Annotated in this window: 15 protein-coding genes and 1 tRNA gene; 1 reads left to right on the top strand and 15 read right to left on the bottom strand. The window is 56.7% G+C overall.

Annotated features, from left to right (window positions below):
- Positions 1 to 12: 12 nt before the first annotated feature.
- The 8 genes from nusA to ftsH all read right to left on the bottom strand — a co-directional run bounded on the left by nusA (position 13) and on the right by ftsH (position 7916).
- A complete protein-coding gene (nusA, locus tag M8010_RS05275; protein ID WP_250089444.1) occupies positions 13 to 1506 on the bottom strand; it encodes a transcription termination factor NusA in 1494 nt (497 codons plus the stop codon).
- Between the two features lie 41 nt (positions 1507 to 1547).
- The gene (rimP, locus tag M8010_RS05270) at positions 1548 to 2009 is read right to left on the bottom strand and encodes a ribosome maturation factor RimP (RefSeq protein ID WP_137435813.1); all 462 of its coding nucleotides are present in this window, start codon (positions 2007 to 2009) and stop codon (positions 1548 to 1550) included.
- A gap of 331 nt (positions 2010 to 2340) precedes the next feature.
- Positions 2341 to 2425 (bottom strand) — tRNA-Leu (locus M8010_RS05265).
- Positions 2426 to 2433: 8 nt separating this feature from the next.
- Positions 2434 to 2811 (bottom strand): preprotein translocase subunit SecG, encoded by a 378-nt coding sequence (gene secG / locus M8010_RS05260; RefSeq protein WP_250089441.1) that lies wholly within the window; start codon positions 2809 to 2811, stop codon positions 2434 to 2436.
- A 60-nt stretch (positions 2812 to 2871) separates the two neighbouring features.
- Positions 2872 to 3630 (bottom strand): triose-phosphate isomerase, encoded by a 759-nt coding sequence (gene tpiA, locus M8010_RS05255; RefSeq protein WP_250089439.1) that lies wholly within the window; start codon positions 3628 to 3630, stop codon positions 2872 to 2874.
- Between the two features lie 75 nt (positions 3631 to 3705).
- Complete coding sequence (glmM, locus tag M8010_RS05250; RefSeq protein WP_250089437.1) at positions 3706 to 5049, bottom strand: phosphoglucosamine mutase; 1344 nt, start codon at positions 5047 to 5049, stop codon at positions 3706 to 3708.
- Positions 5046 to 5879: a dihydropteroate synthase gene (folP, locus tag M8010_RS05245; protein ID WP_250089429.1), complete on the bottom strand. Its 834-nt coding sequence runs from the start codon at positions 5877 to 5879 to the stop codon at positions 5046 to 5048. The genes glmM and folP overlap by 4 nt, the downstream gene beginning before the upstream one ends.
- A gap of 93 nt (positions 5880 to 5972) precedes the next feature.
- Positions 5973 to 7916, bottom strand: a complete 1944-nt coding sequence (gene ftsH, locus M8010_RS05240) for an ATP-dependent zinc metalloprotease FtsH (protein WP_250089428.1) — start codon at positions 7914 to 7916, stop codon at positions 5973 to 5975.
- Positions 7917 to 8287: 371 nt separating this feature from the next.
- Between ftsH and yhbY the strand changes: the two genes are divergently transcribed.
- Positions 8288 to 8599, top strand: coding sequence for a ribosome assembly RNA-binding protein YhbY (gene yhbY, locus M8010_RS05235; protein ID WP_250089427.1), 312 nt, complete (start codon positions 8288 to 8290; stop codon positions 8597 to 8599).
- Positions 8600 to 8602: 3 nt separating this feature from the next.
- On the opposite strand, the gene greA is transcribed toward yhbY, so the two are convergent.
- The 7 genes from greA to grpE all read right to left on the bottom strand — a co-directional run bounded on the left by greA (position 8603) and on the right by grpE (position 18288).
- Complete coding sequence (gene greA / locus M8010_RS05230; protein WP_250089426.1) at positions 8603 to 9082, bottom strand: transcription elongation factor GreA; 480 nt, start codon at positions 9080 to 9082, stop codon at positions 8603 to 8605.
- 4 nt (positions 9083 to 9086) lie between these two features.
- On the bottom strand, positions 9087 to 12302 hold the full coding sequence (gene carB, locus M8010_RS05225) for a carbamoyl-phosphate synthase large subunit (protein ID WP_250089425.1): 3216 nt from the start codon (positions 12300 to 12302) through the stop codon (positions 9087 to 9089).
- Positions 12302 to 13426 (bottom strand): glutamine-hydrolyzing carbamoyl-phosphate synthase small subunit, encoded by a 1125-nt coding sequence (gene carA, locus M8010_RS05220; protein WP_250089424.1) that lies wholly within the window; start codon positions 13424 to 13426, stop codon positions 12302 to 12304. The genes carB and carA overlap by 1 nt, the downstream gene beginning before the upstream one ends.
- Before the next feature lie 204 nt (positions 13427 to 13630).
- Positions 13631 to 14431: a 4-hydroxy-tetrahydrodipicolinate reductase gene (gene dapB / locus M8010_RS05215; RefSeq protein WP_250089423.1), complete on the bottom strand. Its 801-nt coding sequence runs from the start codon at positions 14429 to 14431 to the stop codon at positions 13631 to 13633.
- Between the two features lie 11 nt (positions 14432 to 14442).
- Complete coding sequence (gene dnaJ, locus M8010_RS05210) at positions 14443 to 15567, bottom strand: molecular chaperone DnaJ (RefSeq protein ID WP_250089421.1); 1125 nt, start codon at positions 15565 to 15567, stop codon at positions 14443 to 14445.
- 78 nt (positions 15568 to 15645) lie between these two features.
- Positions 15646 to 17571 carry a molecular chaperone DnaK gene (gene dnaK / locus M8010_RS05205; RefSeq protein WP_250089419.1) on the bottom strand — a complete coding sequence of 642 codons (1926 nt, stop codon included), beginning with the start codon at positions 17569 to 17571 and terminating at the stop codon, positions 15646 to 15648.
- Between the two features lie 111 nt (positions 17572 to 17682).
- Entirely contained in the window at positions 17683 to 18288 is a 606-nt protein-coding gene (gene grpE, locus M8010_RS05200) for a nucleotide exchange factor GrpE (RefSeq protein ID WP_250089417.1), read from the bottom strand.
- Between the last annotated feature and the right edge of the window lie 180 nt (positions 18289 to 18468).

Below are 18468 nucleotides of genomic sequence, written 5' to 3'. Positions count from 1 at the left end.
TCCTCCTCCCGATTAAGCCTGGTCTTCAAACCAGGGGGCGCGTGCAGCCATAATCAACTGGCCGGCACGCTCTTCTTCCATACCTTCAATGTCGATCAGATCATCAACCGACTGCTCTGCAAGATCTTCCATGGTACGAATACCCATGCCGGCCAGCTTGAACGCCAGCCCCCGGTCCATGCCTTCCATTGCCAGAAGATCTTCTGCGGGCTCCGCGCCCTCAAGCGCCTCTTCACTGGCCAGGGCCTGGTTCAGCAGGGCATCCTTGGCACGGCGGCGCAATTCGGTGACGGTCTCTTCGTCAAAACCGTCAATAGCGAGCATCTCCTCCATGGGGATGTACGCCACTTCCTCAATGGAGGTAAATCCTTCCTCGATGAGAACTCCGGCAAACTCTTCGTCCACATCAAGGTTGCCAGTAAAGTGCTCCAGCAAAGTGTTATATTCCTGCTCCTGACGCTGACCGGCTTCTTCCTCTGTCATCACGTTAAGAGTCCAGCCCGTCAAATCCGTCGCCAGGCGAACATTCTGCCCGTTGCGGCCGATTGCCTGGGCAAGATTATCTTCAGCAACAGCCACCTCCATGGTGTGACGGTCTTCATCCATCACGATGGAAGCAACTTCCGCCGGCGCCATGGCGTTGATCACCAACTGGGCAGGGTTATCGTCCCAGAGCACGATGTCAACGCGCTCGCCACCCAGCTCATTGGACACCGCCTGTACCCGTGAACCGCGCATGCCAACACAGGCACCCACCGGATCAATTCGGCGATCGTTGGTTTTCACAGCGATCTTGGCGCGGGAACCGGGATCCCGGGCAGCACCACGAATTTCGATCAGCTCTTCGGCAATTTCCGGGACCTCGATACGGAACAGTTCGATCAGCATCTGGGGGTCGGTACGGCTCAGGATCAGCTGAGGGCCGCGATGATCAGTACGGATTTCCTGCAGCAGGGACCGAACCCGGTCGCCCATACGGAATGTCTCCCGCGGAATCAGATGCTCACGGGGCAACAAAGCTTCAGCGTTGGCACCCAGATCCACGATGACGTTGTCCCGTGTCACTTTCTTTACGGTACCAGAGACCAGTTCGCCCACACGGTCACGATAGCTGTCGACAATCTTGGTACGCTCGGCTTCCCGAACTTTCTGGAAAATAATCTGTTTGGCCGCCTGGGCACCGATACGCCCGAAAGCGACGGACTCCACTTTTTCTTCGTGGATGTCACCGGGCCGGAGGTTCTCGTCGATTTCCTCGGCCTCCTGCATGGTCAGCTCGGTGCCAAGCGCAGGTACGGCGTCGTTATCAACGACCAGCCAGCGGCGGAAAGTGTCGTATTCGCCGGTGCGACGATCAATGGAAACGCGGATATCAGCTTCCTCGTCGTCGTAACGTTTTTTGGCAGCGGTGGCGAGTGCCAGCTCGATTGCTTCAAAGATCACATCCTTCTCGACACCTTTTTCGTTCGAGACGGATTCAACCACCAGCAAGATCTCTTTACTCATTGGATTGCCCTGCCCTTAAAATAAACTTTGCGTCCACTGGCTTACTCAAATACCGGAACGATGTTGGCTTTCTCGATGCTGTCGAACGGCAACAGGTACTCATGGTCATCAACAACCACGACAACGTCCTCGCCCTCAACACCCTTGATCAGGCCCTGAAACTTGCGACGCCCTTCAAATGCCATCCGTAATTTGATCTGGACCTGATGGCCGGCGAATGCCTCATACTGCTCCAGTCGGAACAACGGCCGGTCCATGCCCGGAGACGAGACTTCGAGGGTATATTCTGTCTGAATGGGGTCTTCCACATCCATTACACCGCTCGCCTGGCGGCTGACTTTTTCACAGTCTTCAATGCCGATGCCGTTTTCGACATCGTCAATAAATATTCTCAACAGGGAATGGTGCCCTTGAGATCGGAATTCAATGCCCCAGAATTCGTAGCCCAAACCTTCCACTATCGGCCTGAGTATTTCTTCCAGCTGCTTCAACTTGGCTGACAAGGTTATTCAGTCTCCATTACTCGTTTTTTCGACCCCAAAAACAAAAAAAGGGCTGATCATCAGCCCTTTTTACGCACCAGGGCCTGATGCGCCAGGCCCCTTAATCAAAAAGCCCCGATAAAGTGGGGCTCTTTGTTGCAAGAACTCGCAGAGGATAACACCAAACATAAAACCTCCCCTGCTGACAGACACCTGGCCTGCCTGGAACCGGCAGGACAAACTGCGCCCGGAGCCCGCTCCAATATCCGCCGGAGTATAGAGACGCCGGCCTTACTGGTCAAGGACTGACCAAAAAAACGGCCTGGTAATTCCAAGCCGCTTTTCTTCTATATGGTGCCCAGGGCCGGACTCGAACCGGCACGGCTTTCGCCACTACCCCCTCAAGATAGCGTGTCTACCAGTTCCACCACCTGGGCAAACAACCTTACTCGAGGTCGGGGAGCGCATTATCGTCCCCGCCCTCGGTTTCGCTCTCTTTCGCCGCTTCTGCTTCTGCAGCTGCTGACTCGCCAGCCGGAGATTCCTGCACCTGTGGAATTCCAGCCTCACCAGCAACTTCGGCGCGCTGTTTAGCAAACACAGCGAGCGAAAAACTTGTTACAAAGAATACGATGGCCAACAAGGTCGTTGCGCGAACCAGGAAACTGCTGCTGCCCTCGCTGCCGAATACTGTCTGGGAAGCTCCGCCACCAAATGCGGCGCCAGCGTTTGCACCCTTACCCTGCTGAATCAGTACCAGCCCCACCAGTGTCACCGCGATGACCACGTGGAGAACCACTACCAGCGTTTCGACCCAATCCATAATGACTCTCTAATGACTTGTTAATGGCTCTTGCCAATGGCTTTCGCGAACCTTTAACTTTCAGGATTTGCCAGGCATAGCCCGGCAGATACTTACAAATTCTTTTGCATCCAGCGATGCGCCGCCGATCAGCCCGCCATCAATGTCCGGCTGAGCGAAAAGTGCCGCAGCATTATCTGCTTTTACACTGCCGCCGTAAAGCAGGGATATCTGTTCCGACGGTGCTCCCAAGGACTTCAGCACGGCGCGGATAGCAGCATGCATGGCCTGGGCATCTTCGGCGGTGGCGGTCTTTCCGGTCCCTATGGCCCATACTGGCTCATAAGCGATCACAACCTGTTGCCACTGCCCGCCATCAACTTCCGAAACAGCCTTACGAACCTGGGCCGATACGACGTCCTCGGCTTTGCCCGCTTCACGCTCTTCAAGGGTCTCACCAACGCATATGACTGCGTCCAGCCCTGAAGCCAATGCCCTGGCAACCTTTACAGACACCTGCTCATCAGTTTCGCCGAACAGCTGCCTGCGCTCTGAATGCCCCACAAGGGAATAATCACATCCGGAGTCTTTGGCCATCCCCGCGGAAATTTCCCCGGTGTAGGCACCTGAATCCCAACAGGCAATATTCTGGACGCCAACGGCAATCTCACCGCCCGTCTCACTGATAACATCGCCGACAAACAGGGCGGGAGGAATAATAACAGCCTCCACACCATTATCAAGCGGTGCCAAGCCTGACCGGACTTGTCCGACCAGACGGTTAACAAGGTCTTTCGACCCGTTCATCTTCCAGTTTCCGGCGACGATCTTACGGCGCATAAACAATCCCTGAATCGAGGGAGGACGAACTATACAGCAGTCTTTTACAGCAGACAACTGCACCCGGGCACAAAGTCAGGCCCGGGAATTCCCTACAACAACAGCAAGTTCCTCGGCAATCTTTACAATTTCCGCCTCGTCCTGCCCTTCGGTCATTACCCGGATCAACGGCTCGGTGCCAGAGGCCCGCAGCAACACTCGCCCCCCACCACCAAGCCTGGCTTCCGCCGCCGCCACAGCGCTGACAATATCCTCTCGCCCGAGGGGATCAAACCGCTTATCCACACGCACATTGATCATTTTCTGCGGCAACTTGCTCATGCGCTGACGAAGGTCCGCCAGGGGGGTTCCCGCACGACTGATAGCCAACAATACCTGCAGCGCCGACACTATGCCGTCACCGGTGCTGGTGCAGTCACGAATCACCATATGGCCCGAACCTTCGCCACCAAGCAGCCAACCCTTTTCGATCAGCCGTTCCATAACATAGCGATCACCCACCTTGGCACGCTCAAAATCAATACCCTGCTCTTTCAGGGCCAGCTCAACCCCCAGATTCGTCATCAGCGTACCGACGACGCCACCCTTGAGGGTGCCGGCAGCGTGTCGCTGGGTGGCAATGACAAAAAGCAGTTCATCCCCATCCACTTCGGTTCCATCACGATCCACCATCAACACCCGGTCACCATCTCCGTCAAAGGCAATCCCGAGATCGGCCTTCTCTTCAAGAACCGTTTTTTTCAGGGTATCCAGGTGGGTGGACCCGACATTCAGGTTGATATTCAGGCCACTCGGGTCGCCGCCGACGACTGAAACCTTTGCTCCCAGTTCCCGGAAAACCTTGGGGGCGACGTGATAGGTTGCACCATGGGCGCAGTCCAGCACGATATGAAGACCCTCCAGACCGAACTCGTTTGGTACCGTGCTCTTACAGAATTCCACGTAACGACCGGGGGCGTCATCGACCCGGAATGCCTTTCCCAGTTCTTCGGGACCACAGACTTCAATAGGTTTGTCCAACCAGCGCTCTATCTCAGCTTCAAGGGCATCATCCAGCTTGGTTCCGGCCGGAGAGAAAAACTTGATACCGTTGTCTTCATGGGGGTTATGAGACGCACTGATCACAATTCCGGCGGAAGCGCGGAAAGTGCGAGTCAGGTAGGCAATGGCGGGTGTCGGCATCGGGCCCAACAGCTTCACATCAACTCCGGCCGCGGACAAACCGGACTCCAGAGCAGATTCGAACATGTAACCCGACAGCCGCGTGTCCTTGCCAATAAGCACACTGTTTCGCTGGCCTTCGCGCTTGAACGCCTGCCCTGCTGCCCAACCCAGGTGCAGCATGAAATCAGGGGTGATCGGGTATTCGCCAACCCGCCCCCGGATACCATCCGTGCCGAAATATTTTCTGTCACTCATTGTCCAGCTTCCTCCATTGCCATTACTACTTTAACGGCATCGACTGTTTCCCTGACATCATGAACGCGAATAATCGACGCGCCCTTCATGGCCGATATTGTCGCGGCAGCGAGACTCGCGGGCAAGCGCTCACTGACATCACGGCCGGTGATATGCCCCAGCATGCTTTTGCGGGACAGCCCCACCAACACCGGATGCCCCAACAGCTGCAGCTGCTCCAGCGAGGCCAACAATTGCAGATTATGCCGGGGAGACTTCCCGAAGCCAAAACCCGGATCCAGAATGATATTCTCAGGCCGGACCCCCGCCTTTTCGATAACCCGCATTCGCTCGGTAAGAAACGAGCTGACCTCCCGTCGCACATTGCGGTAACGAGGATCGTTCTGCATGGTATCCGGCTCGCCCTGAATGTGCATCACACAGACCGGAATATCGGCGCCCGCAACTACCTCCGGCGCCCCTGTTCGCTGCAGCGCCCGGACGTCGTTGATCATACCCGCGCCCAGCTTAGCTACTTCGGCCATTACCTGCGGTGAACTGGTATCGACCGACACAATGACATCGAGCTCACGGGCAATTGCTTCCACCACCGGGCAAACCCGCTCCAGCTCCTGCTCCACCGGTACCGGGGTTGCGCCCGGCCGTGTGGACTCCCCACCGACATCGATAAAGACCGCACCGTCTGACGCCATCTCACGAGCTCGGGCCAGGGCAGCACTCACCTGGTTATAGCGGCCGCCGTCGGAGAACGAGTCGGGCGTTACGTTAAGTATTCCCATGACATGGCAGCCGGACATATCCAGCGCTCGGCCCGCGAAGTTCATCTGCATAAGCGACCTTCAGTGCAACCTGCAAAAACAAACGCCGCCCCGGACGGGGCGGCGTAAATGAATTGATGATCTCTGGCGCGGCATTATACCGTGTCAGTGCTCACCGGCGGGGCGACCAACACCTGGCTGACGGCCGTCATCCGAACCTTTCGGAGCCGGCGCCGGCTCTGGTTCTTCAGACGGCACCCCACCTGAAGGCCCACTATCACCCCAACCTTTGGGCGGGCGGGGCTCGCGACCCTCCATGATGTCATCAATCTGGTGACGATCAATGGTTTCGTATTTCATTAAAGCTTCGGCCATCAAATCGAGTTTTTCACGATTATCAACGAGTAGCTGCTTCGCTTTCTCGTAGCAGCTGTCGATGATATTGCGAACTTCCTCATCGATTCGCTGCGCCGTTTCCGGAGAGTAGACTGTCTGTGCCTGGCCGGCAGAGCGGCCCAGGAACGGCTCTTCACTATCGGTATCGTATTGCAGCGGGCCGAGCTTCTCAGACAGGCCCCAACGAGTGACCATGTTACGAGCCAGACTGGTTGCCCGCTCGATGTCATTGGAAGCACCGGTAGTGACACCATCGAAACCCAGAGTCAGCTCCTCGGCGATACGGCCACCGAACAGGCTACAGATAGAGCTGATCAGGAAACGTTTGCTGTGGCTGTACTTGTCTTCCTCCGGGAGGAACATGGTGACACCCAGTGCCCTGCCGCGGGGAATAATACTCACCTTGTAGACCGGGTCATGCTCGGGCATCAGGCGCCCGACAATGGCGTGGCCAGACTCGTGATAGGCAGTATTACGCTTTTCTTTCTCGCTCATGACCATGGACTTGCGCTCAGCGCCCATCATGATCTTGTCTTTGGCGAGCTCAAACTCTTCCATCGATACCAGGCGCTGGTTACGGCGGGCTGCAAACAGGGCTGCCTCATTAACCAGGTTGGCCAGATCCGCACCTGAAAATCCGGGTGTGCCACGTGCAATCAACTGCGGCTCCACGCCATCGGCCAGAGGCACTTTCTTCATGTGCACCTTGAGGATCTGCTCACGGCCAATGATGTCCGGCAGACTGACCACCACCTGACGGTCGAAGCGGCCCGGGCGAAGCAGCGCCGGATCCAGCACATCCGGACGGTTGGTGGCGGCGATGACGATTACGCCTTCGTTGCCCTCAAAACCGTCCATTTCGACCAACAACTGGTTCAGGGTCTGCTCACGCTCGTCGTGGCCACCGCCCATACCGGCACCACGATGACGGCCAACCGCATCGATCTCGTCGATAAAGATAATGCAGGGGCTCTGCTTCTTGGCCTGTTCGAACATGTCGCGGACACGGGACGCACCCACGCCAACAAACATTTCCACAAAGTCGGAACCAGAGATAGAGAAGAACGGCACCTTGGCCTCGCCAGCGATTGCCTTCGCAAGCAGGGTCTTACCGGTACCGGGCTGGCCGACCATGAGCACACCCTTGGGAATGCTACCGCCAAGGCGCTGGAACTTGCTTGGATCTCTCAGGAAGTCCACAAGCTCCTTCACGTCTTCCTTGGCTTCGTCCACCCCGGCGACGTCACCGAAGGTGGTCTTGATCTGATCCTCACTCATCAGGCGCGCTTTGCTTTTACCAAAGGACATCGGCCCTTTGCCGCCGCCACCGCCTTGCATCTGCCGCATGAAAAACACGAACAGCGCGATGATAATAAGAATCGGGAAGGCAGCTACCAGTAACTGCGTCCAGAGGCTTTGGCGCTCCGGCTCCTTACCAATAACTTCCACTTGGTTAGCGAGCAGGTCGTCCATCAGCTTGTCATCAGACAGCTGCGGCCGGATTGTCTGGAACTGGGATCCGTCACCACGGGTACCCTGAACCTCCAGGCCGTCAATGGTGACCTGACGGACCTGTCCGTCCTGTACCATTTCCACGAACTGAGAATAATTGACCTGCTGTCCGCTGGTGGTAGGAGTAAAATTCTGAAATACCATCAGCAGCACGGCGGCTATAATTAGCCATAAAACCAGATTTTTTGCCATATCGTTCAAGGATCGTCACCTGTGAATTGAAGGATTGCCCCGTCAGGAGAAAGCCTTTTCTGACACCTTACACCAATTGTACGCCCGTCCACCAGAATCGGCCCATCCGTATGGAGCACTGGCGCCGGGAATATCAATATCCGCTATACACCCATAGTGGGTGCCATATCTGAAATTACAACATCTACCCAATGACCACCCGGAAAGATTTGACCCGGACACAACCGAAACGTTCCTTCAGCCGGAAGGCATACCATCCTGATACGTGGTAACTGCCATTTCACCCCACGGGCGATCTGTTACAATCGCCTCATTATAGGGAAGCGGTGATCGATTAGCCGCTGACGTTTTGTTAATTGCATCCATAAAGAGATTACATAATGAGTCTTTCGCCAGAACAGCGCCGGGAGTACCGGGGTATCGCCCACAACCTGAAGCCAGTCATTATCGTTGGCGACAAGGGCCTGACCGAGGGGCTTCAGGAAGAGCTGGAACGCGCCCTGAACGACCACGAGCTGATCAAGATCAAAGTCGCAAGTCAGGACCGCGAAGCTCGCCAGCAAGCGGTTACCGCTTTGTGCGAAGCTTCAGGCGCAGAACTGGTGCAGACCATCGGTAAGATTGCGGTGATCATGCGTCGGGCGCAGAAGCCGAACCCGAAGCTCTCGAACCTGCTGCGCCAGAAACACTGAGCCTCAGATATGCTCTACCTGCTCGATTTCGTACTCAACTGTCCCTGAGGGCACCCGAATTGCCACCACATCTCCCTCGCTCTTTCCCACCAATGCACGGGCGATTGGCGAGGAAATCGACAGCTTCCCGGCTTTGATATCGGCTTCATCCTCACCGACGATCTGATAGGTCACCTGTTCATCCGTATCCACGTTCAGCAGCCGCACCGTGGTACCGAAGATCACCTTGCCGGTGTACTCTATGGTATTGACGTCGATAACCTGGGCAACCGACAGCTTGCCCTCGATTTCCTGGATGCGGCCTTCGATAAAGCTCTGCTGCTCACGGGCAGCATGATATTCCGCATTTTCTTTCAGATCACCGTGTTCACGGGCGTCGGAAATAGCGGCGATCACCCGGGGGCGATCTTCTGACTTCAGCTTCTTAAGCTCCTCGCGGAGGCGGATTTCACCCGCTTTTGTCATTGGTACTCTGTCAGCCATAGTCTTACTTTCCTGCGTGTAGATCCTGAAGACGACGCACAGTGCGTTCAGGACCAAACATAATTGCCCTGCAGAACGCTTCACCGCCCGCCAGGGTTGTTGTATAGGTCACTTTGGACTGCAAGGCAGACTGGCGAATCTGTGCCGAGTCTGAAATAGCTTTGCGCCCTTCAGTGGTGTTGATAATCAGCTGGACCTGACCATTCTTGATGGCATCCACAATATGCGGACGACCTTCACGGACCTTGTTCACCCGATCAACGGTAATGCCTGCCTCCTTTAGAGCTTTGGCCGTACCGGTGGTAGCAATTACCTTGAAGCCGGCGTCAACCAGGTCCTGCGCCACCTTGGCGGCCCCGTGCTTGTCGACGTCACGGACCGACATAAACGCCGTGCCTTTAATTGGCAGACGCTCACCGGATGCCAGAGCGGCCTTGGCAAAAGCTTCATCGAAACTGTCGCCAATACCCATCACCTCACCGGTGGATTTCATTTCCGGCCCCAGGATGGGATCCACAGCCGGGAACTTGTTGAACGGGAACACCGACTCCTTGACAGAAAAGTGTGTCGGCACGATTTCCTGCGTGAAACCCTGCTCTGCCAATGTCTTTCCAGCCATGACCCGCGCTGCCACCTTGGCCAGGGAAACCCCGATGGCCTTGGAGACAAACGGTACCGTGCGGGAGGCCCGCGGATTTACCTCAATCACGTAAATCTGGCCGTCCTGCCACGCCAGCTGGACGTTCATCAGGCCGATCACATCCAGCTCGATCGCCATCTTGCGCACCGCTTCACGCATTTCATCCTGCACTTCTTTTGACAGGGTGTAGGGCGGCAGGGAGCAGGCGGAGTCACCGGAGTGTACCCCGGCCTGTTCAATATGCTGCATGATACCGCCGATGACCACATCCTTGCCGTCACTGATGGCGTCGATATCCACTTCAATGGCGGCATTCAGGAAGTGGTCCAGCAAGACCGGGCTATCGTTGGAGACCAGCACCGCATTGCGCATGTAGCGAACCAACTCTTCCTCATCGTAGACAATTTCCATGGCACGGCCGCCCAGCACGTAAGACGGACGAACCACCAGCGGATACCCGATCTCCCTGGCCGCCACAATGCCTTCTTCATGGCTGCGCACGGTGGCATTTTCCGGCTGGACCAGGCCAAGACGCCCAATCATCTGCTGGAACCGTTCCCGGTCCTCGGCACGGTCGATGGCATCCGGGCTGGTGCCGATAATGGGTACGCCTGCGGCTTCCAGACCACGGGCCAGTTTCAGCGGGGTCTGGCCGCCGTACTGGACAATGACGCCCTTTGGCTTTTCAACGTTGATGATTTCCAGCACGTCTTCCAGGGTGACCGGCTCGAAATAGAGGCGGTCGGAGGTGTCGTAGTCGGTGGAAACCGTCTCCGGGTTGCAGTTGATCATGATGGTTTCATAGCCGTCATCGCGCATGGCGAGCGCGGCGTGAACACAGCAGTAGTCGAACTCGATACCCTGGCCAATACGGTTGGGACCGCCACCGATGACCACAATTTTTTCACGATCAGACGGGACCGCCTCGCACTCTTCTTCATAGGAGGAATACATGTAAGCGGTGGAGGAGGCAAACTCGGCCGCACAGGTGTCGACCCGCTTGTAGACCGGGCGAATGTCCAGATCGTGCCGCAGCTTGCGCAGGCTGACTTCTGAAATGCCGAGCAGTTTCGACAGACGGGCGTCAGAGAAGCCCTTACGTTTGAGACGGAACAGGGTGCCGCGGTCAATATCCGCCTTGCCGGCAGACTTGAGGGTATTTTCCTCGCGGATCAGATCTTCGATCTGAACCAGGTACCAGGGGTCGACGTGGGTGTTGCGATAGACATCATCGACAGTCATGCCTGCGCGGAAGGCATCACCTATGTACCACAGCCGCTCGGCGCCGGGAACGTTCAATTCCTGGGTAAGCATTTCCTGGCCATTGGTGGTATCCAGATCCACTTTCTCTTCAAAGCCATCGGAACCCACTTCCAGGCCTCGCATGGCTTTCTGCAGCGACTCCTGGAAGGTACGGCCGATGGCCATCACTTCACCCACGGATTTCATCTGGGTGGTCAGGCGCGCATCCGCCTGGGGGAATTTTTCGAAGGTGAAGCGCGGAATCTTGGTGACCACATAATCGATACTGGGCTCGAACGAGGCCGGAGTGACGCCACCGGTAATCTCGTTCCGCAACTCGTCAAGGGTGTAGCCCACCGCAAGCTTGGCCGCCACCTTGGCAATGGGGAAGCCGGTGGCTTTGGACGCCAGAGCCGAAGAACGGGAGACCCGGGGGTTCATCTCGATAACCACCATGCGGCCGTTATCGGGATTGACACCAAACTGCACGTTGGAGCCACCGGTTTCCACACCAATCTCACGCAACACCGCCAGCGAGGCGTTACGCATGATCTGGTATTCCTTGTCGGTGAGGGTTTGCGCCGGCGCTACGGTAATGGAGTCCCCGGTGTGCACACCCATGGCGTCAAAGTTCTCGATAGTGCAGACGATGATGCAGTTATCATTCTTGTCGCGGACCACTTCGGTTTCGTATTCTTTCCAGCCAATCAGGGATTCGTCGATCAGCAGTTCATTGGTCGGAGAAAGGTCCAGACCACGGGTACAGATTTCTTCAAACTCGTCGCGGTTGTAGGCAATGCCGCCACCGGAGCCGCCCATGGTGAACGACGGGCGGATAATGCAGGGAAAGCCGATTTCGTCAGCAACCTTCCAGGCTTCCGCCATGGAATGGGCAAAGTTGGCCTTGGGACATTCCAGGCCAATCTTCTTCATGGCCTTGTCGAAGCGGTCGCGGTCCTCGGCCTTATCGATAGTGTCGGCGTTGGCGCCGATCATTTCCACGCCGTGCTTTTCCAACACGCCCTGCTTTTCCAGCTCCAGCGCGCAGTTCAGTGCCGTCTGGCCGCCCATGGTGGGCAGCAGGGCATCCGGCTTCTCTTTCTCGATGATCTTTTCGACGGTTTTCCAGGTGATCGGCTCGATGTAGGTGGCATCGGCCATTACCGGATCGGTCATGATGGTCGCCGGGTTGGAGTTAACCAGGATTACCCGGTAACCCTCTTCGCGCAGGGCTTTGCAGGCCTGTGCTCCGGAGTAGTCAAACTCGCACGCCTGGCCAATCACGATGGGGCCGGCGCCCAAAATCAGTATGCTTTTAATGTCGGTACGCTTTGGCATCAACGTGCCTCCATCAGGCGAATAAATTCATCAAACAACGGCGCCACGTCGTGAGGGCCCGGGCTGGCTTCCGGGTGGCCCTGAAAACTGAAGGCCGGCTTGTCGATGCGGCGAATGCCCTGCAGGGAGTCATCAAACAGGGATTTATGGGTAGCCTCCAGGTTATCAGGCAAGCTGGCCTCATCCACCGCAAAGCCATGGTTCTGGCTGGTGATCATCACCGTGCCATTTTTCAGGTTCTGGACCGGATGGTTGGCACCGTGGTGTCCATGGCCCATCTTGATAGACTTTGCCCCACTGGCCAGGGCCAGCAACTGGTGGCCAAGGCAGATGCCGAATACCGGAATCTCGGTTTCGAGCACGTCGCGGATGGCGTTGATGGCGTAGTCACACGGCTCGGGGTCGCCCGGCCCGTTGGACAGGAAAATGCCGTCCGGATTCATCGCCAGCACTTCGGAGGCGGGCGTCTGGGCCGGCACCACGGTGATGTCGCAGCCCCGGCCTGCCAGCATGCGCAGGATGTTGAGCTTTACGCCGTAGTCCCAGGCAACCACCTTGAATTTCGACTCGGTGCGCTCACCGTAACCGCTCTCAATATTCCACTCGCTCTGGCTCCAGGTCCAGGTTTTCCCGGTGGTAACTTCTTTCGCCAGGTCCATGCCCTTGAGGCCAGGGAAAGCGTTGGCCAGTTCCAGGGCGCGGTCGGCGGTGGCGTCCGCGCCGGCAACCACGGCACCGTTCTGGGAGCCCTTGTCCCGCAGGATGCGCGTAAGACGGCGGGTGTCGATGTCGGCAATGCCGACAATATTGTTGGCCAGCAGGTAGTCCTGCAGTGAGCCGGTGCTTCGCCAGTTACTCACCATCAGGGGCAGGTCGCGGATTATCAGGCCGGCAGCCTGGACACGATCTGACTCGATATCTTCTTCGTTCACACCGGTGTTGCCGATGTGGGGGTAGGTCAGGGTGACTATCTGGCGGGAATAGGATGGGTCAGTCAGGATTTCCTGGTAACCGGTCATGGCGGTGTTAAACACCACTTCGCCGCTGGTTTCCCCTTCAGCGCCAATGGCGGTGCCGTAAAACAGGCTTCCGTCTGCGAGTGCAAGGATGGCTGGTGTACTCAAGGCTTGTATCCTCATCGAGTGGCGTACAGGTTCGTCACGAACAGGAACGCAAGCGCAAATTCAGGTCGCAAAAAAGCGAGAGGGAGTTGAACTCCGTCCCGCTTTTTCTATTAGAGCGTTGTCAAAGCTACGCTTGGTGCAGTTAAACCGCCTTATTGTACGAAACATGGCAGTTTGTGTCCACGGCAAACCGAACCAAACTCCCTACTTCAGCCCCAGAACATCCTGCATATCATAAAGCCCCGCCGGCTTAGCCTGGAGCCACAACGCCGCTCGCATCGCGCCCTTGGCAAACGTCATCCGGCTGCTCGCTTTATGGGTAATCTCAATGCGTTCACCCTCGGTAGCAAACATGACGGTATGATCGCCCACTACGTCACCGGCACGAATGGTCTCGAAACCGATTTCCTTGCGGGTGCGCTCGCCGGTAAAACCTTCGCGGCCATAGACCGCGCATTCCTTCAGGTCGCGGCCGAGGGCGTCGGCAACGACTTCACCCATGCGCAGTGCAGTGCCGGAAGGGGCGTCTTTCTTGTGGCGGTGGTGGGCTTCGATGATTTCCACGTCGTAGTCGTCACCCAGAGCTGCGGCGGCGGTGCGCAGCAGGTTGAGGGCGACGTTGACGCCGACGCTCATGTTGGGAGCGAACACTACCGGGGTCTGTTCCGCGGCAAGGGCCAGTTGCTCTTTCTCAGCGTCGGTCAGGCCGGTAGTGCCGATAACAAGCATCTTGCCGTTGGCCTTGCAGAATTCGGCATTCTCCAGGGTCAGGTCCGGGAAGGTGAAGTCGACGAGCAGGTCAAAATCGTCCTTCACATCGGACAAGCTACCGGCCATTTTAATGCCGGTTTTGCCGATTCCGGTCATTTCACCGGCGTCGGCGCCAATCAGACTGCTGCCCGGCTCGACAACGGCAGCGCCAAGCTCCATGCCTTCAGTGCCGTCGACGGCTTCGATCAGTACCTTTCCCATGCGCCCGGCGGCGCCGATGATTGCTACCCTCATTTTGCCTGCCCTCAGAATTTCATTTCGTCGAAGAAGCTTTTCACACCTTCAAACCAGGAGCTCTTCCGCGGCCCGTGCTGGTTCGCGCCCCCGCTATCCAGTGTTGCCTGAAACTCTTCCAGCAACTCTTTCTGGCGCTTGGTGAGGTTCACCGGCGTTTCCACCATCACACGGCACAACAGGTCGCCAGATGGCCCACCACGAACAGGGCTCACGCCTTTGTTACGCAAGCGGAACAGCTTGCCGGTCTGGGTTTCCGGTGGAATCTTCAGCTTCACACGGCCATCGAGTGTGGGCACTTCCAGTTCGCCACCCAGGGCGGCGTCCACGATGCTGATGGGAACTTCGCAATAAAGGTTGCGGCCATCGCGGGTGAAGATGGAATGTTCACGAACGGCAATCTGTACATACAGATCTCCGGGGGGGCCGCCATCAACGCCCATCTCGCCTTCCCCGGAGAGACGAATACGGTCACCGGTGTCCACACCCGGTGGCACTTTAACCGAGAGCGTCTTTTCTTCCTGTATGCGGCCTGCCCCGTGGCACGCCTTACACGGGTTCTTGATGACTTTGCCGGATCCACGACAAGTCGGGCATGCCTGCTGGACAGTGAAAAAGCCCTGCTGCATGCGGACTTGCCCCATGCCGTTACAGGTACCACAGGCTTCGGGACGGGAGCCTTTTTCGGCACCGCTGCCATCACAGGTTTCACACTCGGTGTGGCCGGGAATACGAATCTGAACGGTCTTGCCTTTTACGGCTTCTTCAAGGTCCAACTCGAGGGTGTAGCGCAAGTCTGCGCCACGAGTAGTGCGACCGCGACCGCCGCCACCGAAGATATCACCGAACACATCTCCGAAGATGTCCGAGAAGCTGGCACCGCCGCCGCCAAAGCCGCCACCAGCCTGACCATCAACGCCGGCGTGGCCAAACTGGTCGTAGGCCGCACGCTTGGAGGAGTCCGAGAGTATCTCGTAAGCTTCACTCGCTTCCTTGAACTTGTGATCGGCGTCTTCGTCATCCGGATTCCGATCAGGATGATACTTCATCGCAAGCTTGCGGTAGGCTCGCTTGATCTCTTTTTCATCCGCTTCCCGGGACAACCCGAGAATCTCGTAATAATCGCGCTTGGCCATGCTCTAAAACCCTGTTTTTAAAACGAGGAAAACGCGGGAGAGCTCCCGCGTTTTCCAACTACCTGATGATCTTCAGTTTTATCGCTTGTCGTCGTCTTTGACTTCTTCAAACTCGGCATCAACGGCGTCATCGCTGGTACCGGACTTGGCGCTTTCTTCGCCCCCCGGCTGTTGCGCCTGTTCTGCCTGATCCGCATACATCTTCTGGGCCATTTCCGAAGATGCTTCCGTCAGCTTCTGGGTCTTGGCCTCGATGTCGTCCTTGTCAGAACCGGCCAGCGCTTCCTCCAGCTCTTTGATGGCAGCTTCAATGGACTCTTTCTCGCTGTCGCTTACCTTGTCACCGGCATCGGCCAGAGTCTTGCGGACGGTGTGAACCATCGCGTCACCCTGGTTACGGGCCTGAACCAGCTCTTCAAACTTACGGTCCTCATCGGCATTGGCTTCGGCATCGCGAACCATCTTTTCGATCTCATCGTCGTTCAGGCCTGAAGACGCCTTGATCACGATCGACTGTTCTTTGCCGGTCGCTTTGTCCTTCGCCGCTACGTTCAGGATGCCGTTGGCATCAATGTCAAAGGTAACCTCGATCTGCGGTGTACCGCGAGGCGCCGGCGGAATGTCGGCCAGATCGAAACGACCCAGCGACTTGTTCTGTGCCGCCTGCTTCCGCTCACCCTGAACCACGTGAATGGTCACGGCAGACTGATTGTCATCCGCAGTCGAGAACGTCTGTGACTTCTTGGTCGGGATCGTGGTGTTCTTATCAATCAGCGGCGTAGCCACACCACCCATGGTTTCGATACCCAGGGTCAGCGGGGTTACGTCGAGCAACAGAACGTCTTTCACGTCACCGGAGAGCACGGCGGCCTGGATGGCAGCACCCATGGCAACGGCTTCGTCCGGGTTCACATCTTTGCGCGCTTCCTTACCGAAGAAGTTCTTCACTTTCTCCTGAACCAGCGGCATGCGTGTCTGACCACCGACCAGGATCACTTCGTCGATTTCACCGATCTTGGCACCGGAATCTTCCAGCGCGGTACGGCATGGCGCAAGGCTGCGCTCAATCAGGTCTTCTACCAGTGACTCCAGCTTGGCACGGGTCACTTTCACATTCATGTGCTTGGGACCGCTGGCATCTGCCGTCACGTACGGCAGGTTCACATCGGTCTGCTGGCTGCTGGACAGCTCGATCTTGGCCTTCTCGGCCGCTTCTTTCAGCCGCTGCATGGCCAGTGAGTCACCGCGCAGATCGATGCCACTGTCTTTCTTGAACTGATCGGCAAGATATTCGATCAACTTCATGTCGAAGTCTTCACCACCGAGGAAGGTATCACCGTTGGTCGCCAGCACTTCGAACTGGTGCTCACCGTCCACATCGGCAATCTCGATGATGGAGATGTCAAAAGTACCACCGCCCAGGTCATAAACAGCTACGGTGCGGTCACCGCTCTTCTTGTCCAGACCATAAGCCAGGGCTGCAGCAGTCGGCTCGTTAATGATGCGCTTCACGTCCAGACCAGCGATTTTACCGGCGTCCTTGGTAGCCTGACGCTGGCTGTCGTTGAAGTAGGCCGGTACGGTGATAACCGCCTCGGTCACTTTCTCACCCAGGTAATCTTCGGCCGTCTTTTTCATCTTCTTGATGATTTCCGCAGATACCTGCGGAGGCGCCATCTTTTCACCCTTCACTTCAACCCACGCATCGCCGTTATCTGCCTTGGCGATCTTGTAGGGCACCATCTTGATGTCTTTCTGGACCACGTCGTCTTCAAAACGACGACCGATCAGACGCTTAATGGCGTACAGGGTGTTGTTCGGGTTGGTAACTGCCTGACGCTTGGCAGACTGACCCACCAGCGTTTCACCGTCTTCGGTGTACGCGACAATGGACGGAGTGGTGCGATCACCCTCGGCGTTCTCGATTACCTTGACTTTGTCACCATCCATGATGGCCACACAGGAGTTTGTCGTTCCCAGGTCGATACCAATGATTTTACTCATGCAAATGCTCCAATTCGGTTGTTCAATTCAGTTCTGACTAGATCCAAGGCCAATCCGGGAAACCCGGTGCGCTGCCTGTTTACTGGCTATATTGGCGCTTTAATCTGCTTTTCAAGCCTGTTCATCGATTTTTGGTGAGCTCTCTGCCTTGGCCACCATTACCATTGCCGGACGAACCAGCCGCTCGTTCAGCGTGTAGCCCTTCTGGACCACGGCAACTACGCTATTGGGTTCGGCGTCGGGCGCCGGCACCATGGACATTGCTTCGTGCTGCTGGGGGTCAAACGGCTCACCAACAGGATTCAGCTGCTCGACGTTGAACTTCTTGAGGCTGTTCATGAACAGATTCAGCGTCATCTCGACACCCTCACGAATAGAAGCCACCAGCTCGCCGGCATTCTCGTGCCCTTCGGTGCTTTCCACAGCTTTCTCAAGGCTGTCAGCTACTGGCAAAAGCTCTTTCACGAACTTCTCCAGCGCAAATTTGTGGGCCTTCTCGACGTCAATTTCAGCGCGTCGGCGAACGTTCTGCATTTCTGCCTGGGAGCGAAGCATCTGCTCCTGAAACTCCTGCGCCTGCGCTTTCAATGCCTCGATCTCACTTTCGGGAGAATTTTCAGAGGGATCCTCAGCGCCGCCTTTATCATGCGCAGCCGCTTCAGCAGACTCCTTCAGCTCTTCCTCTACCTGTTCGTTACGCTTCTCATCAGCGCTCATGGCAACTCCTGCTTGGTCGTCGACGGCCATAACACCGGCCGGTTAACTATTGCTCCCGGCCTTAACCGGCCAGGAAGAACGTGTTTGCGAACGGATATGGGGCCCCTCGCTGATGTTTCAACCGTTGAGGTGATCATTCATTCACAAAATCGCGCGCAATATTTGCAAACAGCAAAAACC

Source organism: Marinobacter sp. ATCH36 (assembly GCF_023555055.1).
Classification (GTDB): domain Bacteria; phylum Pseudomonadota; class Gammaproteobacteria; order Pseudomonadales; family Oleiphilaceae; genus Marinobacter.
The sequence above is the reverse complement of the archived record's forward strand: the minus strand, read 5'-3'. Positions and strand labels throughout refer to the sequence as shown.

Coding starts and splice junctions, on each gene's coding strand:
- dnaJ (WP_250089421.1), bottom strand. CDS start 15,567: ATGGCCAAGCGCGATTATTACGAGATTCTCGGGTTGTCCCGGGAAGCG.
- glmM (WP_250089437.1), bottom strand. CDS start 5,049: ATGAGTGACAGAAAATATTTCGGCACGGATGGTATCCGGGGGCGGGTT.
- folP (WP_250089429.1), bottom strand. CDS start 5,879: ATGCAGATGAACTTCGCGGGCCGAGCGCTGGATATGTCCGGCTGCCAT.
- grpE (WP_250089417.1), bottom strand. CDS start 18,288: ATGAGCGCTGATGAGAAGCGTAACGAACAGGTAGAGGAAGAGCTGAAG.
- carB (WP_250089425.1), bottom strand. CDS start 12,302: ATGCCAAAGCGTACCGACATTAAAAGCATACTGATTTTGGGCGCCGGC.
- tpiA (WP_250089439.1), bottom strand. CDS start 3,630: ATGCGCCGTAAGATCGTCGCCGGAAACTGGAAGATGAACGGGTCGAAA.
- yhbY (WP_250089427.1), top strand. CDS start 8,288: ATGAGTCTTTCGCCAGAACAGCGCCGGGAGTACCGGGGTATCGCCCAC.
- secG (WP_250089441.1), bottom strand. CDS start 2,811: ATGGATTGGGTCGAAACGCTGGTAGTGGTTCTCCACGTGGTCATCGCG.
- nusA (WP_250089444.1), bottom strand. CDS start 1,506: ATGAGTAAAGAGATCTTGCTGGTGGTTGAATCCGTCTCGAACGAAAAA.
- dnaK (WP_250089419.1), bottom strand. CDS start 17,571: ATGAGTAAAATCATTGGTATCGACCTGGGAACGACAAACTCCTGTGTG.
- greA (WP_250089426.1), bottom strand. CDS start 9,082: ATGGCTGACAGAGTACCAATGACAAAAGCGGGTGAAATCCGCCTCCGC.
- dapB (WP_250089423.1), bottom strand. CDS start 14,431: ATGAGGGTAGCAATCATCGGCGCCGCCGGGCGCATGGGAAAGGTACTG.